This window comes from Caulobacter sp. GW821-FHT10E02, from assembly GCF_059415225.1.
Genome location: NZ_JBWKMV010000006.1, coordinates 161,166 through 187,658, shown reverse-complemented (window position 1 = coordinate 187,658; position 26,493 = coordinate 161,166). Strand labels below are relative to the sequence as shown.

The following is a 26,493-nucleotide window of genomic DNA, read 5'->3' as shown; positions in this document are numbered from 1 at the left end:
ATCAGGCGGCCGCTTCCATGATCGAGACCACCTCGGCCATGTCGGTGACCTTGCGCGGGTTGGCGTGCAGGCACGGATCGGTGCGGGTCATTTCGGCCAGGTCGCCGTAGCGGGCGGGCGAGACGCCGGCCGCTGTCAGGCCCTGGGGCATGCCCAACTGCGCGATCAGGGCCTCGACGACGTCGGGGGCGTCCTCGCCCGGGTGGCCCATCTCGTGGGCGATCTGGGCGTAGCGATCGCCGACGGCCGGGCGGTTGAAGCGCATGGCGTGGGGCAGGATCAGGCAGGAGGTGACGCCGTGGGCGACGCCGCAGGCCGCGCCCAGGGCATGGCCGATCGCGTGGCTGATCCCGACGGGCACATTGCCGGCCAGGCCCATGATCGACAGGGCCGCGCCGAGCTGGCAGTCGCTGCGGGCCTGCAGGTCGGACGGGTCGGCCTTGACCCGCGGAAGACCGCGACTGAGCAGTCGCAGGGCCTGGAAGGCCGTGGCGTCGCTGAACGGATTGGCCTCGTTGGCGCAGATCAGCTCGATGGCATGGTCCAGGGCCCGAACCCCCGTCGACAGCCAGGTCATCATCGGCGTGTGCACCGTGACGGCCGGATCGTAGATGATCACCCGCGGGGTCAGGCCAGGATGCTTGTAGCTTTCCTTCTTGCCGGTCGCGGGGTTGAGGCTGCCGCCCTGGGAGTTCATCTCGCCCGCCGACAGGGTCGTGGGAATGGCGATCTGTCGGGCGATCGGGGCGTCGTACTTGGGAAAATGCCGCGTGCCGTCGGGTCGGGTGACTAGGCGGAACGCCTCCAGCTGGTCGGGCTCGGTGACGCCATGGCGCAGGCACAGCTGGACGATCTTTCCCGCGTCGGTCAGCGAGCCGCCGCCGAAGGTGACGATCAGGTCGGCCTGGACCGCGCGCGCCCGATTGGCCGCCAGGGCCACGGCCTCGCGCGGGGCGAAGGGCGGCATCTCGTCGAACACGCCGACACAGGCCTCGCCCACGGCCGCGGTCAGCTTGGCCACCTCGTCGGTCTGGGTGTTGAGGGTATGGCTGACCAGGAAGAACACGCGCCGCGCGCCGATGCGTTTGACCTCCGCCGCCAGCGCGGTCGCGGCGGACTCGCGGAACCGAACACGCTCGATCGGCAGGAAGGTAAAGCTTGGCACCTGGTTCTCCCGCGAAATCTTGTCGTTGTGGGGCTTTCGGCGCGCCGCCCGGCCATTGAGCCGGGCGATCGTCGACGGTGTTCGAGCCGGCCTGCCGTCGCGCCGAGACGCTCCGGCGGCCTTTTGGCGGCTCTTATCTTCCCCATGCAGATCCGGTGTCCCGAACCTGGGACAGCGATAGCGTGTGGTCCAAAAGTGTCAAGAAGCAATCTCCAGTATCATCAGACGAACCTTTGCTCCATCAAAAAGCCCCCGCCCACCAGGTGGGCGGAGGCTTACGTAGCGTTCGCGGGCCGCCCCGGGGCTGCCGTCAGGCCCTGTCCAGCTCCAGGTCCAGCAGGCGGGCATATTGCTGGCCGCCATGCATGTCGCGCTCGCCCCGCCAGCCCTGCGGCATGGGGCGGGGATAGGAGATCTTGACCATCTTCAGGCTGTCGACGGGGTATCGCCGCACCAGGGCCGGGTCGGCGCCGTAGAGACGCTGAAAGGTGTCGGGGCCCAGGGCGGGGCTGGCCTTGAAGGCGTCATAGGCCTGAGGCGTCGAGAAGAAGATATCCACCGTGACCCAGAACGGACCGGCGTTCTTGGAGCGCACCCGGCTGACGTCGCTGAGCTTAGGCATGTTCGAGGATCTCCGTGGGCTCCAGCAGGCGGGTGCGGACCAGCTCGAATCCGTCGGTCGTCTCGACCACGTGCTGCAGCCGGAACTCATAGAGCTGGCCGCGTTCGATCTCCGCCGGGGTGAACGGGTAGGCGTAGCTTGGCATCTCGAAGCTCGGTTCGAGCGGGAAGTGGAAGAACATCGGATTGCAGGTCTTGGCGATCAGCGTCGCCATGGCCTGGGTCGGGGCGGTGGCCACGAACATCACCCCCACCTCCAGCGGCGCGGGCGCGTCGTCGGGACGGGGCCGCCCCGAAATGCCGTTCCAGCCGTAGAGCCGCAGCGAGATGTCCCAGTCACCAGGGCCGAGCGCCCGCTCGGCGCGCTGGTTGAGGGCCTTGAGCAGGCGCGCCTCGAAGAGGTTGAGCGAGCCCAGGACCTTGGGGTCTTCGATCCCAATGAACATGATGGTCTGGAACGCCCCGCCGGAGGCGCCTTCCAGCTTCATCGTGTAGGGCTTTGGGGTCCAGCGCATCCCCGTCACTCGGACCGTCCGCTCGTCCAGCGCCTGATAGTCGGCGTCGGTGACGTCGAGCACGCCGCCCGGTTCGGTCAAGACGAACGGGTCGCTGTTCTCGTAGAGCATGTGGGCCGAGACCGAGTGGGGCGTGCAGCGGCTGGCGGGATCGGCGGGGACCACCTCGAAGCCGGTGTCGTCGACATGCAGGATCACCGGTCCGCCGCCGATCGTGCACACGCCGCCGCACTCGGTGACCTTGGCGCCGTGCCAGGCCGCGGCCGGATCGGCGCCGCGCATCAGGGCCACCGCGGCGATCACGGCGGTGTCGGTGGTGCGCCCGCCCAGCACGACGTCGGCTCCGCGCTTGACCGCCTCGATATAGGGCTCGGGGCCCATCAGGGCCACGATGTGGGCGCAGGCGTCCAGGGCCTGGTCGTCCAGGAGGCCGGCCGGGGCGAGCGGGCGAATGGCGCCGGCCGCGTTCTTGGCCTTGAGGAGGACGGCCGACTGCTGACTGTAGAGCAGGGCGATCTTGGGCGAGAGGCCCTTTTCGCGGGCGATCTCCCTCAGAATGTCGGCCGTCCAGTCCACGCTGGCGTCGACCCCGCAGGTGCCGCACGAGCCGATCAGCAGCGGCACGCCCGCCTTGAGGCTGGCGGGCAGCAACACCTCCAGGTCTCGCTTGACCGCCTCGCGGCTGACCTTGGAGACGCCGCGGAAGAGATAGGACGGGCCGCTGTCGGTCGAGCCGGCGTCGCAGGCGATGGCGTCCACGCCTTGGGCGATGGCCAGGTCGACCAGGTCGGGACGAATGCCGGCGCCAAGCGCGCCGACGGGGACCAGGATCGTCGTCCGGGTCCCGTTTGGAAAGGTGGAGGTCATTGGATTTCCAGGTCGCCTCGTGCGGGCGGATCCGCCGGGCGGCGCGGGGCCGCCCGGCGGGGACGGGCTAGTTGATGCTGGAGACGACCGTTTCGTAGACCGGCTCGGCGACGCGCGAGGGGAAGCCGCCGCGCACCGCGCCGGCCGACTGGTCGTGGAAGATCGCGTTCATCAGCGGGCTCAGCTCGCGGCTGTTGGGCACCGACAGCCACATCCGCAGCAGGTGGCGGCGACGCTCGGGCTCGTCATAGTCCTCGAACGCGGTGCGCGCGTGCATGGTCACGTGGTTGTTGAGGAACTGGAAGTCGCCGGCCTCGAACAGCATGCCGTAATAGAAGCGCGGATCGTTGGCCAGGGTGTGGATCAGGTTCATCGCCTCGGTGAACTTCTCCGGCAGGCGTGGCGCGTCCTCGAACTTCTGCGACTCCATGCAGTGGTTGTAGATGTTGCGCGAGGCGAATTTGCCCTTGTGGTAGGAATAGACCGGCTGGATGTACCAGGGGCTCTCGTCGGGCGCCTGCTGGCCCATCCAGCTCCACGCCACCGGCTCATAGAGCACTTCGAGCAGATCGGGCCGGGTGCGGGCGATCTCGTCGTGGATGGCCAGCGAACTGATGAACCGGCTCTCGCCGCCGGCCTTGGCCGTCTGCAGCACGAACAGGCAGACCACGTCGCAGGTGTCGGTGTGGAAGCCCAGCTTCTGGCCGCTCATATAGCCGCGCCACTTGGCCGGATCGACGTTCTCGCCGAAGTTCTTCACATCGCCCAGGTGCTCGCCGCGATGGCTCTGGCAGACGGCCTTGCCGATGTTGAGGCCCATGCCCCAATAGAGGATGCGCAGGTCTTCCTTGCTGTAGCGCGCGGCGGGGAAGCCCCGGATCACGTGGGCGCCGTAGCCGTTTTCCAGGCTGTCGAGAAGGACGTCGAGGGCCGGGCGCATCACGCTCAGCGGGAAATCCTCCTTGGTCAGCTCGGCCATGCCCTTGCCCGAGGCCTTGGCCACTTGCAGGGCCTGGTCCAGGTCGGCGATCTCGGCCTCGGACAGGTGGTAGATCCACTTGTCGATGTTGGCCTCGAGGTCCTTGGCCTTCCAGGCCGACTTGTCGTTCAACGGCGCCAGATGCATCTGGGAACTCCTTTGCTTATCGTTCTGAGCGAGGGGTCGGACTAGGCCGACAGCAGGGCGGGGCGACGCGCGGGGGTGACCGCGGCCAGGCTCATCAGCGCCCGGACGTCGCCAAAATCAGGGAAGGCCCGCAGGGCCTGGGCCAGGGCCTCGACCGCCGGCGGCTCCAGGGCGCGTCCCGCGCAGTCGACGAACTTTTCCCACAGGCCCTCCGGCTCGCCTTGACCGCGGCCGGGGCCGGCGAAGAAGGACTCGTAACGGCCGCCTTGCTTGTCGGTGACGGTCACATCCCCGGAGAAGGCGCCGCCTTTCCAGTCGGCCGGCGCGGCCTGGACGCGGCAACGGGCCATCAGGTCGACAATGATCGGGTCAAGATGAGCCGCGCCCTCGAAGTGCTCGAGCCCGACGAAGCCGTCCTTCAGCGCCCGGGCGACCACATATTGCAGGCTGAACTTGCCAGAGAGAGCTTCGTCGAGCTGGGCGCGATCGGTGTGGGGCATGCGCGCGGCGTCGACGACGATCAGGATGTCGTCGATTTCCTCGGGCGAGATGGTCTGGTCGCGGCGCAGGGCCAGGGCCGCACCGATCGCGCCGTGCGTACTGGCGCAGCACGGATAGGCCTTGATCGGATTGAAGCCGCGATTGACCTCCAGGTCGCCGTCCAGGCGGGCCAGGATCGCCTCGACATTGCTGACGCCCTTGCCATTGAACACCGTCAGGAAGCCCTGCTTGGCTTCCAGCACCGCGTGGCCGGCCGTGTATCCGGCCGCCGCGAGCTTGGCGCACACGATGCCGTTGCGCACCCCGTGTCCCACATGCAGCGCCTTGACCATGCTGCCGAAGTTGGCCTTCAGGCCGCTGGCCATCGAGGCGGCGATCGACAAGGCCACGGCGGTGCGCTCGGCGTCCAGGCCCAACAGGCGCGCGGCCGCGGCGGTCGCGCCGAACACACCGATGGTCGCCGTCGGGTGCCAGCCCTTCTCGTAGTGGGCCGGGTTCAGGCCCCGTGAAAGCCGAACGATCGCTTCATACCCGGCCGCATAGGCCACGATCGCCTCCTTGGCCGAGGCGCCGGTCTCCTCGCCCAGGGCCAGGATCGCCGGGATCAGCATCACCGACGGGTGGCCGCCCATCAGGATGTTGCCGTCATCATAGTCCAGGGCGTGGGAGGCGATGCCGTTCAGGAACGCCGCGTCGAGCGTCGAGGCCCGGTCGTTCGCGCCCAGGATCAGGCTGCCGGCGGCGCGCGTCTCCACAATGGCGCGTTGGGCCAAGGCGACGCCGTCGAAGTCGGCGCCGGCCAGGCTGACGCCGAGCGTGTCGACCAAGGCGACCTTGACCACCTCCAGGCCCGCGGGCGTGAGGTCGTCATAGCCGATGGCGGCGCAACGGCGGGCCAGGGCTTCCAGAATGGTGGCGTCGCCGTTGGCGACGGCGGGCGCGGCAGATCCGTCCATAGCATCCTCCTGCCGGCGGGCATGCTGAGGCCGCCGTTCGGGACGCTATTAGGGGGTGAGGATAATCTGCGTCAATCTGTACGCAATCTGTACATATTAAGTCAAGCGATGATGGGAAGCGGGCCCGCATAGGCCGTTCGTGGCCGGATCAGGTCGCCGCTGGCCATCTGCTCATAGGCGTGCGCGATCCAGCCGACCGTGCGCCCCAGGACCTTCAGGGAGGCGTCGCCCTGGCGAACGCCGAGCTTTCGTTCGATGAAGGCGTAGGGCAGGCGGATGTTGGGCTCGGCGGCCATGGTCTCCCGAGCGGCGTCGACCGCCCGCAACAATCGCTGGACCTCGGGATCGTCGCCAAACTGACGGCCCAGCGTGGCGAGCAGCGCCACGGCGCGCGCGTCACGCGCCGCGTGCGAGCCGTCCGGCCTGGCGCCAACCGGTCCGCCCTCGAAGCCGGGCAGGGCCTCGCCGTCTCGATAGCGCTCGATCAGCGGTCGCTCCGGCTCGTCGCTGGCCACGATTTCCTCGATCAGCCGGCGCACCGAGGTCACCCGTCCGGCGGTCAGGCGGTAGCCTGAGTTGGCCACGATGCCGGCCAGCACGGCCTGGTGGGGCGTGCAGCCGGCGTTGGCGACGGCCCGGACCGCATAGGTGTCGGGGGTCAGCTCGTGGTCGGCCAGGAGGACGAGCACCCGGCGGATCAGGTCGTCATAGCCGGCGGGGGCGTTCCAGAGGCGGGCCAGCACCCGATGCACGGGCTCGGATGTCGGCTCCTCGCCAAGACCCAGGGCGGCGAACCAGCGCAACAGATCCGCGCCGGCCCGCGCGAAGCCCAGGGACGAGCGATCGTAGTTGCGCGGGCTGCTGCGCTCGAGCAAAGGCAGGAGCGTCCCGGCCTGCTCGGAGATTGTCAGGCCCACCAGGAGTTTCTGGACCTTGCGCACGCTGTCGGGCGCATGCGGGGCGGTGTCGGGAAAGAGGGCGGCGCGGTCATGATCCCAAAGGATCGCGGCGATGTCTTCGAGCGTGGCGGTCTCTGCGAGCTTGACCGCCGAATGTCCACGGTAGAACGGGCCTTCCTCGGTGATCAGGGTGATCTTGGTCTGGGGCACCAGGACCGAATCCCAGTTGACCTTGCCGGTCTTGGACTGGCGCATGTTTTCGACGTCCTCGCGCCAGTAGCGGCGGGCGCGTTGGCCCGGGACGGGTTGCGAGCGAATGCCCTTGCGTCCGACATAGGCGTAGAGCGATGGCACCTCGACGCCGAGGATCTTGGCGGCCTCTTCGGCGGTCACATAGAGGTCGGAGTCGCTGTTCAAGGCCGTCGTCCTGCAATCTGTACGATCCGCGTACATATGTGCAGTGTGTCTATCTTACGCCGCCGGTCGCTCGCAAGGGCCGGCCTATCGTCCCGGAGGTCCGATGCCGATGACCATGGCCGAACTGCTCGCTCGGGAGGCCGAATTGACCGAGCAGTCGCGCGATCTCTACGGGCCGTACCTGGCCACGGCGATGCAGAGCTGCGGCTTGATGACAAGCGCCCTGGCCCGCGTCGACGACGACAGGGCGCTGTTCGCGGCCATGCACGCCGTGGTCGGCAAACATATGATCCTGGCCGCCCTGTCCTTCGTGCGCCGCCATCGCGTCCAAGGCTCGATGAACCTGCGCCAGGTCACCGAAAGCGCTCAGCGGGCCTGCTATTTCCTGGCGCACCAGCAAGATCATGTCGTGCGCGAGACCGCCGAGGAACTGGTGGTCAACGAGGCTGGGGTCAAGGACAGAACCTATCGCTTCTTCGACCGCTTCATGGGCGAGCACGCCGCCGCCTTCCGGCAGGCCAAGAAGATCATCAATATGACCGAGGCCCACGCGTCGTTGCGCGGGGCGGAGTTGATCTTCCGCAGAGGCGCCCAGGGCAATGACGCCTTCTTCGACGCGGATGATCCCGTCCTGGTCAAGGTCGGCCTCTGGAGCGTCATCAACACCGCGGTTGGAGTGTTGGACGCCTATCACCTGGCCAACGCCCAGTTTGGCGGTCTGCAGTTCGCCGAGGACTTCGGAGATCGGTTCGCGGCCGTGTCGGCCATGCGCGACAGGCTTCACGACGAATTGTGGGGCGATCCGCAGGTGCAAGCCCTTGAAGACGCTGCGGGAAATTAGGACTCCCCGCGCGAGATATGGTAGTCGGGAACTCGACAATCGCAAGATAGCGGCTAGATGACCGGTCCTTACGAACGACTGATCGCTGACTACCGTGCTGGCGGCGTCCATCCCTTCCCGGCGGATGGAAAGCGACCCTGTGTGAGCAAGTGGAACCTGAGACGACCCAGCGCGGCGACGACGCGGCGTTGGGCCGAGAAGTTCCCGACGGCCAATCTGGGCTTGCCGACCGCGCGTGAGAAACTGTTGATCCCGGACGCCGATTGCCCTGAGGCCTTGGCGCGGTTCGAGGCGATCTTGGACCAGACGCCGCTGCGCGTCCGCACTCGCCGTGGCGAGCACTGGTATTTTGCCGACCCCACGGGTGAGCGCGCCGGCGTCAAACATCCCGGCGGCGCGGGCTTCGATGTTCAGGGAGCCGGCCTGGGGGACTACATCCTCCTGCCGGGGTCGGAGCATGCCGATGGCGTTTACGCCCTCGTCGATTACGAGGGTGACGCGCCGATCGCCGAGTTCCTCTATCGCCTGCAGCGTCTGCCTCGCCTGAGCGAGCGAGCCTACAGCGACCTGGTCGAACGGCCGCGCGGCCAGGTTCAGGGCGCGCGCCGGCGTGTCGAGCCCGCGATCGTCTTGGCGGGGGCGGCGATCCTGCAAGGGACGCGCAACCCCACCCTCTTTCAGATCGGTTGCCGCGACGCCCACGCGATCCGCCGCCGGCACGGCGACGTCGATCAAGGCCGGCTGGCCCTGGCCGACCAACTCGCGGCCGTGAACGCCGCGCTCTGTGTTCCGCCCCTCGATGACGTCGAGGTCGACAAGGTGGCCAGGAGCGCCTGGGCGCGAACGGTGTCGGGCGTCAATCGCGCGCCCCCGCCCCGGGATCATCACATACGGGGCGTCCTCAGATTGCTCGGGCGCGATGTCCGCAGCCTGTTCTTGTGGGGTTGGCTGAGCCAGAGCACCTTCGATCTCGCCGACTTCGACCTTTCGCCAGCGCGTCTCGCCTTGGCCATTCCGGGCTGGAAGGTCCATGACGCCAAGGCGGCCATCGAGGGCCTCGTCGACCGCGAGATCCTGCGTATCGTCACGGCGGGCGGCAAAGGTCGAGGCAACGTCCCGCGCTATCGCCTGGCCGATCTGCTGGTTTCCACCGTCTCGTTCAACGCGGCTTTCAACACGGTCGGCGGGGACGCTTCGGCGGTTGCGCTTTTGGCCTTCATGGTCGGAGTCTGGGGCGCCGACGCCTTGGCCGCGCCAATTAGCGCCGAGGGCATGTCATTGACCGTGGGCGGTCCATTCGGCGGATGGAGCAGGACAAGGATCCTCAAGGCTCGCGACCGTCTTGAGGCGGCCGGGCTGCTCGAACGGCTGCCCGAGAAGCGACGCGGTCTTCGTCGCCCTCGCGCTTTGTTCCAGGTTCGGGCCGGGGGTGTTCTCAAAATGGTGGGAAACGTACGGGTAGATATCCACCGCCCCCCAGCCGAGCCGGCCCTCCAGGCCGAGCTACAGCGCCTCTAGGATGGTCTCACAAGTGAGCGCCACGGGCCCATTTCCAGGTCAAACAAGGCGCCTCACGGCTAGAAAACGTCGGCGGGCCTTCGAAAACACCATTCGGCAAAAATTTTTGGCCTCCGGCGGCCGGCCCCCCCATGTCCCCGGGGGACAGCCGTGAGGGTCGTGATCCCCGTGGCCGAGCAACTCGATCGGGCCGGTCGAGAGCTGGCCGATGGTCGCCCGGTCAGTGGTCGCATCGCCCTGATCCTGGTCGACAACGCCCTGGAGCTGATGTGCCACCGCAAGGCCCAGGACATCCTGACCTACGGCGCCCGGGGCGAGACCCTGTCGCCCGGCCAGCGCGCGGACCTGCGCGGTCAGGACTTCAACGCCAAGATCGCGGTCCTTCGCGCCCTGGGCCATGTCCCCCAGGACCAGGCCCAGGCGGCGGCGACGTTTCATCGCCACCGAAATCAGCTCTACCATGTGGGCCTTCGCGACGACCCGGTCGTTGGTGATCTTGCGCGCCTCTACTACGAGCTGGCCGTCGGCCTGATGCCGGGGCTGCTGCTGGCGGAGCGCCACCTTCAGTGGGAACCGTCCCTGTTGGACGATACGGCCCGTCGCCTGCTGCCGGAGTTGGAGACCAACACACGCTACAGGAACAAGGTGAGCATCGGCGATCTCGCCGGCCGCCTGCTCGCGGCCCTGCCGCCGTCCCGCAACATACCGGGCGCCTTCCAGGCCCATCTCCTGGCCCGCATCGACCTGTGCGAGACCGACTTCAAGATCATCGCCGGGGGACGCAGCGGCAAGGACGATCCGGACGAGACCCTTCGGCGTGTCCAGCTCGAGCACGACACGGTGGCGGCGGTCCTGAAGAAGCGACGCGAAGAGAACCGGGTCCTTCGACGCGCCGGCCTGCCCGAACGTCCCATCGACGAAGGGATGCTGTCCCTGGCGCGAGGTCTGCCGATCATGGCCGCGGCGAACGCCAGGCTTCTGCCGGGCTGGAAACCGGCCTATCCCAAGCGCCCCTTCGACCTTTGGCGTAAGCAGTCCAGGGCGGTCGGCCGGGAGACGTTGGGGCTCAAGGCCTTCGAGCGGTTCGATCGCGTGATCCGTCAGATCGAAGGGCTCGACGAGGTCATGGCCGAGCCGATCGAGGATATGCACGGCTGGAACCAGCACATGGAAGACGTGATGATGGACTCGCGCTGACGCGACGTCTGAACGCCAAAACGCCCCCGGAGGCTGGCCGCGTCCGGAGGCGTCTGGTGCGCGTGGTGTCTGGGTAGGGGCTAGTTCAGCACCGTGGTGATCCAGGCGCGCTCCTCGCCCTTGGTCACGAAGACCCAGGCGTTGGGACGCACCCCGTCGGCGACGCGCTTGACCAGGTCGCGGACGCCAACGGCGTTGCCCTCGCCGTTGAAGTCGTACTCGGCCGTGGGCAGCGCATAGGTGTGTAGGCGGCCATCATCGCCATAGGCGGCGATCGCGCGCTTGAAGCCGTGGCTGGCCATGCGCTCGTGAAGGGTTTCGTAGTCGCTGGGTTGGGCGCCGTGCAGTTCGACGCGCGTGGTGAAGTTGGGCATGAGAGTCTCGTATTCGGGGGAGGGAACGGATAACGCCGCCGAAGCCCTGAGGCTCGGCGGCGCGTCCTGTTGGGTCAGTGCTTGGTGCGGTCGACGAGCTTGAAGCCCTGACCGGACTGGCGGGTCGGCGGCAGGGGTTCGCCCCGCACGACCGTCCGCTCGACGCCGGTGGCGCCGCCACGCGGCCCCACGATTTCGTACTGGCCCGAGGCCGGAGCCGGCTGGCCCGGCTTGAAGATCTTATCGTCAGACATGACGTCTTTCCTGTTCTTGGTTTCAAAAAGAGGAGCGACGCCAGTTGTTCAGGCCGAACGGAACGCCCCTCGATCCGGAGAATAAGGATAACGCGGGCCCGGCGCAAGGCGCCGCTTCGCACTTTTTGCGCCTCCACCGGGAAAATCTGTCGCGGGCCATAAGTGTGTGTGTTTATCTGCGTATGGATAATCAGTGCGTTTGATTAGGGAGACATATTTGACCCCTGGTCTATGGACGGAAATGGCCCTATATCTGGGACACGGAAGGCCCAGGGTGTAACAATGGACGGCGTAGCCAGGACGCAGCAGAAGTGGGGAGAAGCGGCGACAGCCGCAGGATTCACCGTCCTGCCCAACCATCTTCTGAGTATAAATCAGTTCGTCGGCGAGGCGCGGCAAATCTCGCCGACCGAGATGGTGGTCTTGTTGCAGCTGCTCGCGGCTTGGTGGTCGGCCGACAAGATGCCGTTCCCTAGCAAGGCTACCATCGGCAAGCGCGCCGGTCTCAGTCCGCGGCAGGTTCAGCGCGCGCTGTCGAGCTTGGAAGGCAAGGAATACTTGAAGCGCAAGGCGCGGTTCGGCTCAAACAAGGGTCGAGCAAGTAATGAGTATGACGTGAGCGGCGTCGCTGAAGTAGTTCGTCGCCTCGGCGATGCGTATCCGGAAGCTTTCAAACGCCGCGCTTCAGAGCAGGCCGAATAAAGAAAAGCCCCCGTCTTGACGACGAGGGCTCTTCCGATCGAGACAGTGCTTGCGCTCCGCTCGGCCTGAACAGGATTTCTATATGGGTGCGACTCTGTTGGCGTCAAGGGTTGTGTGGGGGCGCCTTCCCCCGTTCGGACGTCCCTCCGATCGTTAAAATGTTCGCGCGATCAAGGTCTTGTTTCGCTCTTCCCGCCATTTTGGAGCGCCGATGGCCCCTCCCATCTTTCAATCCAACAGCCCGAGTTGGGGCGACATGTCCAATTACGTGTCGCACTTCGCCAAGACGACGGCGGAGCGCGACGCCTACTCCAACATCATGAGCATCCTGAGCTCGAGGCGGATCGAGGCGCGCAATCCGTTCGGCGTCGGTCGAACGCGCGCCCCGCCAAGCGTACGTCATGACATGGTGTGTTTTTCGGAGGTTCCGTTGCATCAGCTGGCGCGCCTGGCGTCGCGTCGGCAGTCCCAACACGGGATCGTTTTTCGCAAGGAGTTCGTCATCGCCAACGGCGGCAATCCGATCCTCTACGCCTATGCTGCCGGGAACCTCGGCGCGCCGTTCGACGCCTTGATGGCGCAGGGCGCGGGCGAGGCCAATCATCCCATCTGGTCAATCGTCCCGTTCGTCGACGCGCCCGGCGCGGGCGGCAGCTACTTCTTCGAGTGGGAGCGGGAGTGGCGCAAGATCGGCGACCTGAACTTCGGCGTCGACGACGTCGCCTTCCTGATCATTCCCGAGACCCATCACGAGGCGGCGCGGATTTTCTTCGACGACGCCGAGCGTGACCACACCGGTCCCTGCTATCGCTGCCCCTTTATCGACGCCCACTGGAACCAGGCCCAGGTCGACGCGGCCTTGGCCGGATCGGCGGCCTAGCCGCGCACGGTGCGGAACGTCACCGAATAGCGCAGAGCTTCAACCGCTGGGATGCTGTGCTGCCAGTCGCTGCGGGCAGGGCCGCTCATCAGGTAGGCCGAGCGCGGCTGGGCGATGATCGAGGCGCGCTCCCATCGATCGACGGCCTGGCGACGGAGGCGGAAGGTGCAGGGCGAGATCAGCGAGACCCCGGCGATGGCGACGGCCGGCGGGCGGTCGCGGTGCCAGCCGATGCCGGCGCCGGGCGCGTATTCAGTGACCAGGGCGTGGCGGAAACTGTCCTTGGGCAGGCCCGTGAACGCGGCGACCTTGTCGAGGAGGGGCATGAGAAGGTCGGGGATCGGCTCGCCGGTCTCGACCATCCTTCCGGCCTCGTCCTGGCGCCAGCCAAAGCCGGCGATGCGCCGGTTGCCGAAATAGCCCAGATGCTCGTAGGGCTTGAACGGCAGGTCCTGGAAGCTGGCGACGAGATCGCGTTCTTCTTGCGGGCTGACCAGGTTCTCCTGATAGCGGAACCCCTCGGGCAGGGGCTTTCTGGGCGCCAGGGGCAGGTCGAACAGGCTGGGCTGGGCGTCCATCGGTTTCCTCAGCAGAAATTGCGCGAGCGCTTGGCCCAGGCCATGTCGCCCGGGTCGTTGGTGCGGCCCTCCAGCCCCGCCAGCACCTCGCGCAGGTCGTGGAGTTTGGAGGCGACCAGGTGGACCACCTCGCCCTCGCGCTGGATGCGGCCGTCCACCCCGATCAGGTGCGCCCCCAGGGCGATGGGGCGCTGCTTTTCGTACAGCGTCTTCCAGATCACCAGGTTGGCCACGCCGGTCTCGTCCTCGATGGTCATGAACATCACCCCCTTGGCGGTGCCCGGCATCTGGCGCACCAGCACAAGGCCCGCGGTCTGGACGTACTGGCCGTCCCTGGCCGTGGCGGCCGCGCGGCAGGGCGCGCGCTTGAGGGCGGCGAGGTCCTCGCGCAGCAGGGCCAGCGGGTGGCGGCGCAGGGTCAGGCCCACATGGCCGTAGTCCTCGATGATCTCGCGGCCTTCGGTCATGGGCTTGAGCGCCACGTCCGGTTCGTTGAGCTCCGGCGCCCCGGCCTGGTCGAACAGCGGCAGCGGGGCGTCACGCAGGGCCTTGATCGCCCAGCTGGCCTGGCGGCGCTGCTGCTGGAGCTCGGGCCCGAAGGCGTCGGCCTTGGCCAGTTGCTCCAGCGCCCCCGGACCCAGGCCCGACCGGCGCCAGACCTCGTCGACCGAACGGTAGGGCTCTTCGCCTCGGGCCAGCACCAGGCGCGCGGCGTCGGTCTCCTTCAGGCCGGTGACCCGGCGCAGCCCCAGGCGCACGGCGAAGCGCCCGGTCTGGCCGACCGGCTCGAGCGTGCAGTCCCAGCGCGAGGCGTTGACGCAGACGGGGCGGACCTCCACGCCGTGGTCCTTGGCGTCGCGGACGATCTCCTTGGGCTGGTAGAACCCCATCGGCTGGCTGTTGAGCAGGGCCGCGCAGAAGACGTCGGGGTGATGGCACTTCAGCCAGGACGAGGCGTAGGCCAGCAGGGCGAAACTGGCCGCGTGGCTTTCGGGAAAACCGTAGGACCCAAAGCCCTCCAGCTGGCTGAAGGTCTGCTCGGCGAAGTCCTGGGGGTAGCCGCGCTCGACCATGCCGCCCACCAACTTGTCGCGAAAATGGCTGACCCCGCCGGTCATCTTGAAGGTGGCCATCGAGCGGCGCAGCTGATCGGCCTCGCCGGGGGAAAAGCCGGCGCATTCGATGGCCACGCGCATGGCCTGCTCCTGGAAGAGCGGCACGCCAAGCGTCTTGCCCAGCACCCGCTCCAGCTCGGGCTTGGGATAGGAGACCGCCTCCTTGCCCTCGCGTCGGCGAAGATAGGGGTGGACCATGTCGCCCTGGATCGGGCCGGGCCGCACGATCGCCACCTCGATGACCAGGTCATAGAAGCTGCGGGGCTTGAGCCTGGGCAGCATGGCCATCTGGGCCCGGCTTTCGATCTGGAAGACGCCCAGGGTGTCGGCCTTGCGGATCATCGCATAGGTGCGCGGATCTTCCGGGGGAATGGTGGCCAGGTCCCGGTGGATTCCCTTGTGCTGGGCCAACAGGTCCAGGCCGCGCTTGAGGCAGGTCAGCATGCCCAGGGCCAGCACGTCGACCTTCATGAACTTCAGCTCGTCGATGTCGTCCTTGTCCCACTCGATGATCTGGCGGCCGTCCATCCGCGCCGGCTCGATCGGCACCAACTCGTCCAGGCGATCCTCGGTCAGCACGAAGCCGCCCGGATGCTGGGAGAAGTGGCGGGGGGTGTTGAGCAGCTGTTGCGCCAGCTCCAGGGTCAGGCGCAGGCGCCGGTCCGAGAGGTCCAGGCCGATGTCCTTGGCGTGGCGCTCCTCGATGTCCTCGCGCGAGAACGACCAGATCTGGCTGGAGAGCGCCTTGGTCATGTCTTCGGGCAGGCCCAGGACCTTGCCGACGTCGCGCACGGCGCCGCGCGGGCGAAAGCGCTGGACCACGGCGACGATGGCCGCGCGGTGGCGGCCATAGGTCTCGAAGATCCACTGCATGACGGTCTCGCGCCGCGCATGCTCGAAGTCGACGTCGATGTCGGGCGGCTCGTTGCGCTCCTGGCTGACGAAGCGCTCGAACAACAGGTCGTTGCGCTCGGGGTCGATGCTGGTGACGCCCAGGACGTAGCAGACCGCCGAATTGGCGGCCGAGCCGCGGCCCTGGCAGAGGATGTCCTGGCTTCGGGCGAACTGGACGATCGAATTGACCGTCAGGAAATAGGGGGCGTAGCCCAGCAGGCCGATCAGCCGCAGCTCGTGGGCCAGGGCCTTTTCGACCTCGGGCGGAACGCCGTCGGGATAGCGGCGCGCCGCCCCCTCCCAGGTCAGGCGGTCCAGGGTCTCCTGGGGCGAGCGGCCCGGTTCGCTGACCTCGTGGGGATACTGGTAGGAGAGCTCGTCGAGATTGAAGGCGCAGCGCCGGGCGATCGCCACCGACGCGGCGATGGCGCCCGGGTGCTTGGCCAGCAGGCGACCGATCTCGGCCGGGGCCTTCAGGTAGCGGTCGGCGTGGCGGTCGCGCTTGAACCCGACATCGTCGATGGTCATGCCCTCGCGGATGCAGGTGACGACGTCCTGCAGGAGGCGGCGGGCCTTTTCATGGAAGAGGACGCGGTTGGTGATCACCGGGGTGACGTCGGCCGCGCGAGCCATCTGCTCCAGCTGATGGAGCCGCAGGGCGTCGCCAGGCCGGCGGCGCAGGGTCAGGGCCAGATGAGCGTCGGGACCGAAGATCGCCGCCACCTTCCGCAGCTGAACGGCGCAGGTCTCGTCGGGCATGTCGGGGACCAGGATGGCGATCATCCCCTGGGCGTGGGCGGCGACGTCCTCCAGGGTCAGGTCGCACTCGCCCTTGCCGGCCCTGGCCTTGCCCAGGGACAGCAGCCGACAGAGCCTGCCGTAGGCGGCGCGGTCGGTGGGAAAGACCACCAGGGTGGTCTCGTCGCGCAGCACCAGCTCGCAGCCGATGATCAGCCGCACGCCCGTGGCCTTGGCGGCGATATGGGCGCGGACGATCCCCGCCACGCTGTTGCGATCGCAGATCGCCAACGCCCGGTAGCCCAGCCGCTGGGCCTCGTCGAACAGTTCTCCCGGCGAGGAGGCCCCGCGCAGCAGCGAAAAGTGCGAGGCGCACTGCAGCTCGACATAGGACCCCAGGTCCTCGCTCGTCAGGTCCTTGGGCGACGGGTTCATCCGAACACCCCGGCCATGAACCAGCGTTGGCTGCCGGTCTCGGCGTCCTCGCCGTCGCCGTCGCGAAAGATCCAAAACCGCTCGCCGCTTTCGTCCTCCACCTGGAAGTAGTCGCGGCTGCGGGCCAGTTCCGCGTCGGCCTTCCACCATTCGCCAAACACCCGCTCGGGCCCGTCGGCGCAGGCCACCCGGTGGCGCGCCCCGCGCCAGGTGAAGGCGGCCGGCGGGGCGTCGGGCAACAGGGCCACGGTCTCGATCGGTTCGGGGCGCGGGAAGAACCGGGCGGGACGGGGCCAATCGGCCGGCCAGGAGACGCCGTCGGGCGCCTCCAGGGCCGGGGCGCGTTTGACCGACCGTTCGGGAAGATCGCTTTGCGCGCTGGCCAGCCGATAGACCTGCTCGGCGCCCAGACGATTGGCCAGGGTGTCGATCAGGCCCGACAGGTCGACGGCCTTGTGGGCCTCGCCCAGGACCTGGCTCTGTTTGTAGGCCAGGGGTTCGGCGCCCGGCGCGGCCAGGACGATCTTCTCGACGCCGAACCCTGGATCGACCCTTTCCAGCTTCTCGCACAGGAGCTTGGCCAGGCGCTTGGCGTCGCGGGACGGCGAAGCCATGCCGATGCGGGCGGCCTCGATGCGGTTGTCGACCCGGGTGAACCAGGCGTCCAGGCGCCGGGCGCCCAGGCCCGCATCCTCCAGCGCCGCGCACAGGCCGTGAACCAGTTCGGTGACATAGCGGGCCATGGTCTCGGGCGCGCCGATCGGTTCGGCGAAGATCTTGCGCACGTGCAGGGTCTCGGGCGCCATCACCGGCTCGATCGGTTCGGCGTCGCGGCCGAAGGCCTGGTTCAGGCGACGCACCGGTTCCTGGCCCAGGCGATGGGACAGCGGCCCCTTGGGCGTGGCTTCCAGTTCGCCGACGGTGTCGAAGCCCAGGCGCCCCAGGCCGTCCACCAGATCGGCGGACAGACGCAGGGCCGCGACGGGCAGCGTCATCAGCTCGCGACCCGTCGCTCCGGGCGTCGTCACGAAGATCGCCCGGCGGCTGTACCGGGCCAGGGCGTGAGCGCCGCCCCAGCTGTCGGCGACGGCGACGGTGGCGGCGAAGCCCGCCTTGGTCAGGCGCTCGCGCAGGGCGATGGCCATCTTCTCCTCGCCGCCGAACAGATGGGCGCAACCGGTGGCGTCGATCACCAGGCCGTCGGTCCCGTCGGCCGCCACGGTCGGCGAGTAGTGCTTCTGGGCCCAGAGGGCCAGGCGATGCAGGGCCGCCGCGTCGCCGGCCGGATCCAGGTCGTGCAGCACCAGGCCCGGGACCAGGGCGGTGGCGTGGGCCACGGCCTGGCCCAGGCGCAGGCCCGCCTGGGCGGCGGCGAGATTCATGTGCGCGACCGCGCGCCGTCTTCCGACCCTGCCGACCATGACGATCGGGGTCTCAGGCGGCGGCGCGGTCTTGCCCTGGCTTCGCGCCAACCGATCGGTCGGCCAGCGGGGCAGGAAGACGGAGATGACCCTTGGCGTCACAGGCTTCTATCTCAAGGTCGAAGGCTTCGCCGGCCCGGCAACGGAGGAGTTCAAGAAACCAGCGGGGGCGACCCACGCCGGCGGTGGGAAGGGGCGAGGAGGGCAGGGCCGAGACCCGCCACCGCGTCGCGGCCGCCGTGGGCTGGCCCAGGTCCGCGGCGTCGGCGACCCGCCGCCATCTTCGGATGGCGATCGCCATCTGGCCGCTCTTCTCGGCGGCCAGCTGCAGACGACGCGAGGCGGTCATGGAGAGCTTGGCCACCTCGCCGACCACGCCGGCCAGGCCAGGCCAGCGCAGGCCCTCTTCCATGCAGGCCAGGACGCCGGCCTCGTCGCCGGCCTCGGCGAAGATCACCCGATCAGGCGGCAGGCCGTGCTGGGCCAGGGCCGGGGCGAACAGGTCGCGCTGGCGCAGGCACCACAGCACCGGGCCCTCGGCCCGGGCCAGGACGCCGGCGGCGAACATCGCCGCGGCCGCGCCGTGCAGCGCGCCGTCCGCGCCGCCGGCCACCTCGTGCAGGGCGCCGACGGCCAGGCCGCCGCCGGGCAGGCGATCGTCGATCCGTGGCACGCCGAACGGCAGCACCGCGCGCACGGCCGCGTCGGCCGTCTCGATCAGGCGAACCTGGCGGCGAAGCGCGTCGAGCGCGGCGGGGGTGCGGTTGGTGATCATGCTGACAAAAATGGCTATGTTCCATCTTTGTTCTCTTGGCCGCGCGAGAGTCAATCAGCCCTGGGGTGCGGCCAAGCGCGCGTCGGCGCGGAAAGCCCGGCGCGACAAGGCCTTGCGCGGACTCGGGAAAATTTCCCGACGCTCAAGCTGCGACCGCTTTTGTCGGGCGGCGGCGTCGCGCGCGCGAAAAGACCGGGCGAGAACGCCAATCGCGTTGCTGGGGAGAAGATGCGCTTAGGCCTGGGCCTAGCGAACGTCGCAGGCGCGCAACATCGCGGTCGAGGCGGCGATCGCCTCCTGGCTCGAGAGTCCCCGGCTGTCCTTGGCCCGCTTCATGGCGGCCGCGCAGACCGGGCTGCTGGCCGCCGACGCCGACGCGGTCTTGGCGCCCGGCGCGCCGGGCCCCACGCCCCAGTAGACCACCACCACGACGGCGACGAACAGGGCGAGCACGACCGCGACGACGGAGACCAGGCCTCTCGCGGCCTGGCGATCGTCACGGGCGGGGTCGAAGGTCTGGGCCGATGTCATGAGGTGATCCGCTGCGTGGCGATCGTGAACACGCGCGCAAGGACTTGAAAAGCGCGTTTCGTCCTTAACGCGCATATGGCGGCGCGGCGTTACCGCGGCGCCACGGATGCGGGCCTCGCACGGGGCGCGCTTCATCTTTTGACATCGACGACGCGGCTCGGACGAGTCGGCGGAACATTTTGGCGGGGTCGCGGATTCGCCTTTCGAACAGGAGATCCCAGCCATGACCAAGCGCGAACTGATCGAACCCAACCCCGGCGACAAGCGCTACGCCCGCCGCGACGAGAAGGGCCAATTCAGCCAGGAGGTCGATGTCGGCAAGTCCTCGGCGGCCGACCAGCGTCGCCATGCCAGCCATGACGCCGGACCCGGCCAGGGCGACAAGGGCGATCGCCAGAAAGCCTAGGGCGGCTATGCCGTCGGCTCTGATCAAGAGCTATGTCTACGATCCCGCGGGCGCGATCCTGACGATCACCTTCGTCAGCGGTCGCGCCTACGCCTATGCCGACGTCCCCAAGGCCGTGGCCGAAGGCTTGCGCCTGGCCTTCGCCAAGGGCGAGTACTTCAACAAGAAGATCCGGGACCGCTTCGAGCATACCGTGCTCTAGCCGCCGCGACGAACCGTCGCCGTCGTTTCGGCCCGCCTCGTACCCATATGCTCCTCATGCCGAAAACAGCGATGCGCCCCGCCGAACCGGCGCCGGCGGACGGCCCCTCCGCCGCCCAGATCCTTCAGCTCGAAGTCACCGCCCGGCGCGAACGGTTCGAGGCCCATGCGACCGCCACCCGCCGGGTCCGGATCTACGAGCTGAACCTGCCCGAGGGCGCCGTGGTCCAGGCCCTGGGCGCGCCCGATCAGCTGCGCGACGCGCGCGACCAGCTGCAATTGATCGTGGCCCTGACCGGCGGCGGCGTCGGCAAGTTTCCGGGCGGGCTCCTGGCCCGCGTGCCGCTGACGGCGGCCGAGCGGTTCGAGGCCATGGCCGCGCCCTTGCTCGACGCCTATCTCGTGGCGATCGGCGCCGACGAGGGCTGCGCCGGGGCTTGAGGCCTGGTCTGTCGCGAGGATCACGCCATCGACGGGCGATCCGCCGCGACCGTCGGATTGCAGACAGCCAGGGCGTTGCGCCGTGCTAAGCTTCGCCGCATGGGGAATCCACCAAACACCTACACCTTCCTCTGCCTGGCGGAGAACCAGGTCGCCACGGTCGTCGACATGCAGGCGCTCGCCGCCGAGCGCGTCCGCTCTCACGCTTTCAGCCTGCTGCGCGAGCACGCCAGCGCCGCGTCCGTCGAAATCTGGAAGGACGAGGGCCTGGTGGACACGATCGCCCGCGACGGCGTCAGGCCCTTGCCCAAACTCGCCCTCGACCAGGGCGCGGCCGAGTCGACCTAGTCGGCGTCCCATCCGCCGTCCTGGTGAGGATGGGCCATGGCCTGCGGGCCCGCGGCCGGGTCGTGGGCGATCTCGCGCCAATAGTCGACCGGCCGGCCGGCGCCGGGAAGTTCAGCGGGGCGGATTGACGCCAGGCCCCTACACTGCGGCGGGAGCCTCCGACGCGGCCTTGCGCTTGGACCAGGGCTCGTCGGTGCGGTTCATGACGATGAGATCGTCGGGGAAGCAGCGGGCCTGGAAGGCCAGCAGGTCGTCGAACGTGCCGTTGAGCCACCGGTCCCATTCATCCCGGTGCAGCAGGACGGGCATGCGGTCGTGGACGGGGCGGATGGCCTCGTTGCACTCGGTCATGACCCCCGAATAGACCGGGCCCCATTCGTCGCTGATCCGCCAGAGACTTCCCCAGGCGAACAGCTCCTGATCCTTCACATTGAACCAGGTCCGCGTCTTCTTGCCCTCGGCGCCTTCGGCTTCGGCGAAGGCGGTCAGCGGGGTCAGGGCGCGCCACCGGGTCTTGCTCGCCACGCCCTTCCACATCGGCTTGGTCAGGTCGGCGATGTTGTTGACGGGCTTGGGTTTGGACCCGGGCTTCATCGTCTTCAAGCGCAGGGGAAAGCCCCAGGTCATCGAGGACAGCTGCAGCTGGCCCTCGTCATTGGCGTGGATCGCGTAGCCGGGGCCGCCGGGATAGACCTCCTCGCCGGCGTTGGACAAGGCCGGCGGCAAGGTCACGCCGAAGAAGGCGGCGACGTCGGCGGCGCTCTTACGCAGGGTGTAGAGGTTGCAGATGTGGACGGCCCCCCGCTTGCAGTGAACGCGCAGACTGTCTGACCTAACGCTTGCTATCAGATGTCCGGCCTGTTTGCGCGAGAAGCTCGCTGGCCAAGATGGTGTTCGCTACGCGCGCTCCAAACACATTGGCGACATCGGGATGCCAGTGCAATCTTCGGAATGTCGCGCGTACCGACCGATAGGTCGTTTCCATCTGTTCGTTCGTGCAAGTCTCCTGGGCAGTCCGGGTGCAGCCTCTTTGGCTTCCGGGCGCCGGTCTCAGATCAGGTCGGGTTCAGTGCTGCGGGCCGGGTGTAGACTCCGCCCGACACCATCAGCCGCCAAGCAATCCTGGCGAACTTGTTGGCCAACGCGACCGCGACCAGCTTGGGCGGCTTCCGCTCCATGAGCTTGGCCAGCCAGGGCGATGGCTTTGTATGCCCGAGGCGCACATGGCGCAGCAGCGCTGTGGCCCCGACGATCAGCGTTGACCGGATCGATGGATCTCCAGCCTTGGTGATCCCGCCGAGTCTTGATCGACCGCCTGTCGAATGGTCTCGCGGCGTGAGCCCCAGCCAGGCGGCGAAGTCGCGCCCGGAGCCGAAGGTCTCCGCCGGCGGCGCCTTCATGCTCAGCAACGTTGAGCCGATAGGGCCGACGCCGGGAATGGTGGCGATGCGCCGGCTCAGCTCGTCGGCGCGGTGCCACTTCATCAGCTTCGCGTCGATCTCCGCCAGGCGCGCCTCTACCGCGGCGTATTCCTTGGCTTGAAACTGGAAGAGCTCGCGCGCCAGCTCCGGCAGCGTGTCATCTTCGAGGACGCGCGCGATCAGGCCATTGACGTTCTGCCGGCCGGACGGGCCCACAATCCCGAACTCCGCCGCATAACTCCGAAAAGCGTTGCTGAGCTGCGACTTCACCATGACGAGCCGCTCGCGCACCGTCATCAACATGCAGGCCGCCTGACGGTCCTTGGACTTCACAGGCACGAAACGCATGGTCGGCCTGGTGACGGCCTCGCAGAGCGCTTCGGCGTCGGCCGCGTCGTTCTTCCCGCGCTTCACGTACGGCTTCACGTACTGCGGCGGGATCAGCTTCACCTCGTGGCCGAACGACTCCAGGAGCCGCGCCCAATGGTGGGAACTACCGCAGGACTCGATCGCGACAAGGGCCGGCGGAAGGTTCTCGAAATAGCGGATCATGTCGGCGCGCCGGAGCTGGCGCCGCAGAACTACAACCTCGTTCTCATCCACTCCGTGGAGCTGGAACACGGACTTAGCCGTGTCCATGCCGATACGCACTGGTGTGACCATGTGGCTCTCCTCTCGACTGGCTTGTTGACGCTAAGCGCCATCAAACCGTTGGGATGAGAGGCCGTCCACACCAACACATCCAGAGGCTCCAGCGGTTCGAGCGCGACCCTCGATCATCGATCGCGGGACGTCAAAAAAGCGTGGGTTGAGGCGGCTGGGACGCACGGCCGCGCACCCAGGGTTGGTCGGTCGTGTCGATCGCGAAGGTGTCGATCGGGCAGGGACGAAACTGGAATTCGATGACGTCGCGGATCGAGCCGGTCAGCCAGCGCTCGTAGTCCTGGGGGAGCAGGAGGCTGGGCATGCGCGGGTTGAGCGGCGCGATCTGGGGATGGCTGTCGCAGGACATGCCGGCGAAGACCGGGCCCCAGTTGTCGGTGTTGCGGCAAAAGCCGGCCCAGGCCATCGCCGGCTGTTCCGGCGCGGAGAACCAGGTCCTGGTCTTGGCGCCGGCCGCGCCCGCCGGTTCGGCGAAGGCGGCCATGGGGATCACGCAGCGATAGCGCGGATCCGGCGCCAGATCGCTCCACATCGGATTGGTCAGGTCGGCGACCAGGGTGACGGCCGACGGCTCGCCGCCGCGGGCGGCCTGCCGCGGAAACCCCCAGGTCATGCGATGCAGGCGCCGACCGGCGGCCGCCTGTCGCACGACCAGGCCCTCGCCGCGCGTGTCGATCTCGTCCAGCCCGGCCAGCAGCGCTTGAGCGGGCGGAGCGACGTCGAAGCGCTCGGCCAGGACGTCGGACGACAGGTCTTGCCTGAAAAGCCTGGTCATCGGCGATCCGTGCGGAACATTGCACGAACAAATACCGGGCGGGCGGACGAGTCAATCGTCAGGGTCCGGAGCGGGGGCGAGGCGCCGCGCCGTCCCGTGCTAGCGCAGCTGGCTGTCCTTGCTGCCGCGACGATTGATGCCGCCGATGACGATGCGCGCGTCGCGGCCCGACTGACAGGCCACGCAGGTCCGCGCGCCGGGCAGGGCGCGGCGTCGGGCCTCGGGAATGGCCTCACCGCACTCGTCACAAAAGGGCGCGCCCTCGCCGGTGGGCAGGCGCGCGCGCGCCGACGAGACGCCGTCGGTGATGGTGTCGATGATCTGGTCGAGCACACCGTCGGCATGCGTCCAGCCGGTCGCCATGAACGTGAAATTCCCTTTTTCGTGAGACACTTAAATGGGAATTCTGATGACCCGTTCTAGGGTTCGCGATCGGTCCGCGTCATTCCGCCACGCCGGCCAGGGGCTGGCCGAAGACCGGTTCGCCGCGGCGGGGCGGGAGGCGCGGGACGGGCGCGGCGAGGACTTGGCGCTCCAGATCGGCGGCGATCTGGCCGTGACGCGCATGGGTCAGGCCGTAGCGTCCAATCAGGCCGACGCCCGCGAGCAGGCCAAGGACCGGGATGCCGCACATCACCCACATCAAGCCGGCGGGATCGCTTGGCCCAAGATCCCCGGGGGAAAGTCCCACAAGGTCGAGCGCGGCGCCCGTCAGGGCGAAGGCCAGGCCGTTGCCGCATTTGATCGCCATCAGGAACACCGCAAATCCGGTGGCCTCGAGCCGGACCCCCGAGCGCCATTGGCCATAGTCGATGGTGTCGGCGATCATCGCCCAGCCCAGCAGCGAGGTGCCGCCCAGCACGAAACCGACCAGGAAAGCCAGGACGCAGGCCACCATCATCCCGCGTCCCGCGAAGGTCAGGAAAACCAGAAGAACGGCGGCGCCGACCAGGCAGGCGGCGCGCAGCGCGTCGCGCTTGTCGAACCGGCGACCCGCCCAGATCCACAGCGGCATGCCCACGATCTGGCCAATGGTCATCGACCCGAGGACGCCGCCCGCCGCCTGGGTTTGGGAAAGATCGTACTTGGCGAAGAACGCCACGCACTTGGCGAAGACCGGACCGGTGATCGAGGTCAGGCCCACGAACGCCACCAACCACCAGAGCTGATCGTTGGAGGCCAGGGCTCGAAGGGTTCGGGAGAGCGGCAGCGGCGTCGGCGGGGCGAGGGCCGGGCCATCGACGTCGCGGGTCGAGAGCCAGGCCAGGAAGATGGTGATCAGATAGGCCGCGCCGCCCGACGCCGCGACGGCCCACAAGCGATGTTGCTGGGCGACAAGGTCGCCGGCGGCGAACACGAAGACCGAGGCCAGAGCGACGGCCAGGCCGCCGGCCGAGCTGAACAAGGATCGAAGTCCCGCCACCAGGGTGCGCCCCCGGGCCGTGGCCGACACGCGCGCCAGCAGGGCGTTGTGAGGCACGTCGGCCAGCTTGTAGCAGGTGCGAAAGAGCAGGCTGGCGGCCAAGGCCGCGGCCAGGGCGGTGTCGGGATCGCGGGCCGGGGCTATGAAGCTCATGGCGAAGCTGGCCGCGCAGAGCGGGGCGCCGACCAGGAGATAGGGGCCGTAGCGGCCCAGCGGCGTGTTGGTCCGATCGACCATCCAGCCCATGAGCGGCTCGGAGACGCCGTCCCACACCAGGCCCGCCAGCAGGATCAGACCGGCCGTCTGCGCCGGCAGGGCGCAGAACTCCACCAGGTAGAAGATCATGAAATAGTCGACGGCGCTGGCCACGACGCTCTTGCCGAAGTTGCCGCAGCTATAGCCCAGCTGCTTCAGGGTCGACGACGAGGCGGCGCGGGTCATGGCGGTGAACCTGGATCAGGCGGGTCCGGTCCGTCCTAGCCGCCGACCATGACGGTTCGACGCGCGGCGGCCCTCAGCGGCGCGGAGAGCGGAAGGCTTCGATCAAGGCTTCTGGCTCGTCGGTCTGGAAGACGCTGACGCCGCGCGCGGCCAAGGCGCGCCAACTGGAGCCCGGGACCCGCAACCCATCCACATCGCCGCCCATGGAGGTGAGGCTCAGCACCCCGATCTGGGTCAGGGTGTTGGCCCACAGGCGCACGCCGGCCGGCGCGGCGGCGGCGCGTACGGCCTCAAAACGGGCGTCGTCCAGGAACAGCATTTCCACGGCCGGGATCTTGCGCGTTCCAAGGGCCTGGGCCGAGACGCTGGCCTGAAGGAGGGCGGGATCGGCGCCGGCGGAGGGGCCGATCAACGGCATGAACAACGCCTGGTCATAGGGCGCCTGACCCGCGAGCGGCGCCTGGGAGCGGTCGACCGGCGCCTTGGCCAGGACCTCGTCCAAGACGCCGGCCTGGGCGGCGGCCGCCAGCACCTCGGCGGGGTCGGCGGCCTTGATGTCGAGATTGACCAGGATACGGCCGCGGGTGCGGGCGAAGAACTCGGTCAGGGTCGGCACGGTCTGGTCGGTGAGGTCCGGCGCCATGGCGCCGCCGGTGTTTCGGCGCAGGCGCAGGCGCTTGATTTCCGTCAGGGTCATGTCCGCGACCCGGCCCGCGCCGTTGGTGGTGCGGTCGACGGTTTCGTCGTGCAGGACCACAAGGACGCCGTCCTTGGTCTTGCGCACGTCCATCTCGACCATGTCCACGCCCAAGGCCAGGCAGTTGTCGATCGCCGGCAGGGAGTTTTCCGGCGCGGCCTGGAGGCCGTGGCGGGGCGATGGATTGTGGCAGCCGCGATGGGCGACCACGACGATCCCTCCGTTGGGGTCGACGAACTTGCGGCGCAGGTCCGCGGCGCTGGGCGGCGCGGCGGCGGCGGATCCGGCCGCGGCGGCCAGCAGACCGGTGCAGAGCATCAAGCGAAGAACACGGCTCACGGGCAATCCCTGAGTGGG

At 68.3% G+C, this 26,493-nt stretch carries 28 protein-coding genes; 9 read left to right on the top strand and 19 right to left on the bottom strand.

The window, feature by feature from the left end; translation table 11 throughout:
• Position 1: 1 nt before the first annotated feature.
• From AC07NI_RS25550 to AC07NI_RS25525, 6 genes are all read right to left on the bottom strand, one after another.
• Positions 2-1,165, bottom strand: a complete 1,164-nt coding sequence (locus AC07NI_RS25550) for an iron-containing alcohol dehydrogenase (RefSeq protein WP_494624404.1) — start codon at positions 1,163-1,165, stop codon at positions 2-4.
• A gap of 310 nt (positions 1,166-1,475) precedes the next feature.
• Positions 1,476-1,787 (bottom strand): DUF4387 domain-containing protein, encoded by a 312-nt coding sequence (locus AC07NI_RS25545; RefSeq protein WP_494624402.1) that lies wholly within the window; start codon positions 1,785-1,787, stop codon positions 1,476-1,478.
• Positions 1,780-3,168, bottom strand: a complete 1,389-nt coding sequence (locus AC07NI_RS25540) for an acyclic terpene utilization AtuA family protein (protein WP_494624400.1) — start codon at positions 3,166-3,168, stop codon at positions 1,780-1,782. Before AC07NI_RS25540 ends, AC07NI_RS25545 begins: the two co-directional genes overlap by 8 nt.
• 67 nt (positions 3,169-3,235) lie before the next feature.
• The gene (locus tag AC07NI_RS25535; RefSeq protein WP_494624398.1) at positions 3,236-4,294 is read right to left on the bottom strand and encodes a TauD/TfdA family dioxygenase; all 1,059 of its coding nucleotides are present in this window, start codon (positions 4,292-4,294) and stop codon (positions 3,236-3,238) included.
• 41 nt (positions 4,295-4,335) lie between these two features.
• Complete coding sequence (locus tag AC07NI_RS25530) at positions 4,336-5,751, bottom strand: MmgE/PrpD family protein (RefSeq protein ID WP_494624396.1); 1,416 nt, start codon at positions 5,749-5,751, stop codon at positions 4,336-4,338.
• 101 nt (positions 5,752-5,852) lie between these two features.
• On the bottom strand, positions 5,853-7,067 hold the full coding sequence (locus AC07NI_RS25525; RefSeq protein ID WP_494624394.1) for a citrate/2-methylcitrate synthase: 1,215 nt from the start codon (positions 7,065-7,067) through the stop codon (positions 5,853-5,855).
• A gap of 103 nt (positions 7,068-7,170) precedes the next feature.
• On the opposite strand from AC07NI_RS25525, the gene AC07NI_RS25520 reads away from it, so the two are divergent.
• From AC07NI_RS25520 to AC07NI_RS25510, 3 genes are all read left to right on the top strand, one after another.
• The gene (locus tag AC07NI_RS25520; RefSeq protein ID WP_494624392.1) at positions 7,171-7,908 is read left to right on the top strand and encodes a hypothetical protein; all 738 of its coding nucleotides are present in this window, start codon (positions 7,171-7,173) and stop codon (positions 7,906-7,908) included.
• Between the two features lie 57 nt (positions 7,909-7,965).
• A complete protein-coding gene (locus AC07NI_RS25515; protein WP_494624390.1) occupies positions 7,966-9,426 on the top strand; it encodes a bifunctional DNA primase/polymerase in 1,461 nt (486 codons plus the stop codon).
• A gap of 150 nt (positions 9,427-9,576) precedes the next feature.
• The gene (locus AC07NI_RS25510) at positions 9,577-10,623 is read left to right on the top strand and encodes a hypothetical protein (protein WP_494624388.1); all 1,047 of its coding nucleotides are present in this window, start codon (positions 9,577-9,579) and stop codon (positions 10,621-10,623) included.
• A gap of 80 nt (positions 10,624-10,703) precedes the next feature.
• Here AC07NI_RS25510 and AC07NI_RS25505 read toward each other — a convergent pair whose 3' ends face one another.
• Entirely contained in the window at positions 10,704-10,997 is a 294-nt protein-coding gene (locus AC07NI_RS25505) for a hypothetical protein (protein WP_494624386.1), read from the bottom strand.
• A 74-nt stretch (positions 10,998-11,071) separates the two neighbouring features.
• Positions 11,072-11,251: a YjzC family protein gene (locus tag AC07NI_RS25500; RefSeq protein WP_494624384.1), complete on the bottom strand. Its 180-nt coding sequence runs from the start codon at positions 11,249-11,251 to the stop codon at positions 11,072-11,074.
• 282 nt (positions 11,252-11,533) lie between these two features.
• Between AC07NI_RS25500 and AC07NI_RS25495 the strand changes: the two genes are divergently transcribed.
• Together AC07NI_RS25495 and AC07NI_RS25490 are read left to right on the top strand one after the other, a co-directional pair.
• Entirely contained in the window at positions 11,534-11,953 is a 420-nt protein-coding gene (locus AC07NI_RS25495) for a helix-turn-helix domain-containing protein (RefSeq protein ID WP_494624382.1), read from the top strand.
• Between the two features lie 178 nt (positions 11,954-12,131).
• Positions 12,132-12,833 carry a hypothetical protein gene (locus AC07NI_RS25490; RefSeq protein ID WP_494624380.1) on the top strand — a complete coding sequence of 234 codons (702 nt, stop codon included), beginning with the start codon at positions 12,132-12,134 and terminating at the stop codon, positions 12,831-12,833.
• Here the strand turns inward: AC07NI_RS25490 and AC07NI_RS25485 are convergent.
• From AC07NI_RS25485 to AC07NI_RS25465, 5 genes are all read right to left on the bottom strand, one after another.
• Positions 12,830-13,411 (bottom strand): alpha-ketoglutarate-dependent dioxygenase AlkB, encoded by a 582-nt coding sequence (locus AC07NI_RS25485; RefSeq protein ID WP_494624378.1) that lies wholly within the window; start codon positions 13,409-13,411, stop codon positions 12,830-12,832. The two genes, AC07NI_RS25490 and AC07NI_RS25485, sit on opposite strands and share 4 nt — an antisense overlap.
• A gap of 8 nt (positions 13,412-13,419) precedes the next feature.
• On the bottom strand, positions 13,420-16,593 hold the full coding sequence (locus AC07NI_RS25480; protein ID WP_494624376.1) for an error-prone DNA polymerase: 3,174 nt from the start codon (positions 16,591-16,593) through the stop codon (positions 13,420-13,422).
• Positions 16,590-18,014, bottom strand: a complete 1,425-nt coding sequence (locus AC07NI_RS25475; RefSeq protein ID WP_494624583.1) for a DUF6504 family protein — start codon at positions 18,012-18,014, stop codon at positions 16,590-16,592. The genes AC07NI_RS25480 and AC07NI_RS25475 overlap by 4 nt, the downstream gene beginning before the upstream one ends.
• 13 nt (positions 18,015-18,027) lie before the next feature.
• Positions 18,028-18,789, bottom strand: a complete 762-nt coding sequence (locus tag AC07NI_RS25470; protein WP_494624374.1) for an ImuA family protein — start codon at positions 18,787-18,789, stop codon at positions 18,028-18,030.
• A gap of 246 nt (positions 18,790-19,035) precedes the next feature.
• Positions 19,036-19,320 (bottom strand): hypothetical protein, encoded by a 285-nt coding sequence (locus AC07NI_RS25465; RefSeq protein ID WP_494624372.1) that lies wholly within the window; start codon positions 19,318-19,320, stop codon positions 19,036-19,038.
• 223 nt (positions 19,321-19,543) lie between these two features.
• Here AC07NI_RS25465 and AC07NI_RS25460 point away from each other — a divergent pair, with 223 nt between their 5' ends.
• The 4 genes from AC07NI_RS25460 to AC07NI_RS25445 all read left to right on the top strand — a co-directional run bounded on the left by AC07NI_RS25460 (position 19,544) and on the right by AC07NI_RS25445 (position 20,716).
• A complete protein-coding gene (locus tag AC07NI_RS25460) occupies positions 19,544-19,726 on the top strand; it encodes a hypothetical protein (RefSeq protein ID WP_494624370.1) in 183 nt (60 codons plus the stop codon).
• Positions 19,727-19,733: 7 nt separating this feature from the next.
• Positions 19,734-19,928, top strand: coding sequence for a KTSC domain-containing protein (locus AC07NI_RS25455; protein WP_494624368.1), 195 nt, complete (start codon positions 19,734-19,736; stop codon positions 19,926-19,928).
• Between the two features lie 71 nt (positions 19,929-19,999).
• Positions 20,000-20,368, top strand: a complete 369-nt coding sequence (locus tag AC07NI_RS25450) for a hypothetical protein (RefSeq protein WP_494624366.1) — start codon at positions 20,000-20,002, stop codon at positions 20,366-20,368.
• A 99-nt stretch (positions 20,369-20,467) separates the two neighbouring features.
• Positions 20,468-20,716: a hypothetical protein gene (locus tag AC07NI_RS25445; protein ID WP_494624365.1), complete on the top strand. Its 249-nt coding sequence runs from the start codon at positions 20,468-20,470 to the stop codon at positions 20,714-20,716.
• 138 nt (positions 20,717-20,854) lie between these two features.
• Here the strand turns inward: AC07NI_RS25445 and AC07NI_RS25440 are convergent, their stop codons facing one another.
• From AC07NI_RS25440 to AC07NI_RS25415, 6 genes are all read right to left on the bottom strand, one after another.
• Complete coding sequence (locus AC07NI_RS25440; protein ID WP_494624581.1) at positions 20,855-21,505, bottom strand: SOS response-associated peptidase; 651 nt, start codon at positions 21,503-21,505, stop codon at positions 20,855-20,857.
• A gap of 266 nt (positions 21,506-21,771) precedes the next feature.
• A complete protein-coding gene (locus AC07NI_RS25435) occupies positions 21,772-22,800 on the bottom strand; it encodes an IS110 family RNA-guided transposase (protein ID WP_494624363.1) in 1,029 nt (342 codons plus the stop codon).
• Positions 22,801-22,930: 130 nt separating this feature from the next.
• Positions 22,931-23,575, bottom strand: a complete 645-nt coding sequence (locus tag AC07NI_RS25430) for an SOS response-associated peptidase family protein (RefSeq protein WP_494624361.1) — start codon at positions 23,573-23,575, stop codon at positions 22,931-22,933.
• Between the two features lie 99 nt (positions 23,576-23,674).
• Complete coding sequence (locus tag AC07NI_RS25425) at positions 23,675-23,938, bottom strand: DksA/TraR family C4-type zinc finger protein (RefSeq protein WP_494624359.1); 264 nt, start codon at positions 23,936-23,938, stop codon at positions 23,675-23,677.
• A gap of 79 nt (positions 23,939-24,017) precedes the next feature.
• On the bottom strand, positions 24,018-25,439 hold the full coding sequence (locus AC07NI_RS25420) for an MFS transporter (RefSeq protein WP_494624357.1): 1,422 nt from the start codon (positions 25,437-25,439) through the stop codon (positions 24,018-24,020).
• A gap of 73 nt (positions 25,440-25,512) precedes the next feature.
• Positions 25,513-26,475 (bottom strand): glycerophosphodiester phosphodiesterase family protein, encoded by a 963-nt coding sequence (locus AC07NI_RS25415; protein ID WP_494624355.1) that lies wholly within the window; start codon positions 26,473-26,475, stop codon positions 25,513-25,515.
• Between the last annotated feature and the right edge of the window lie 18 nt (positions 26,476-26,493).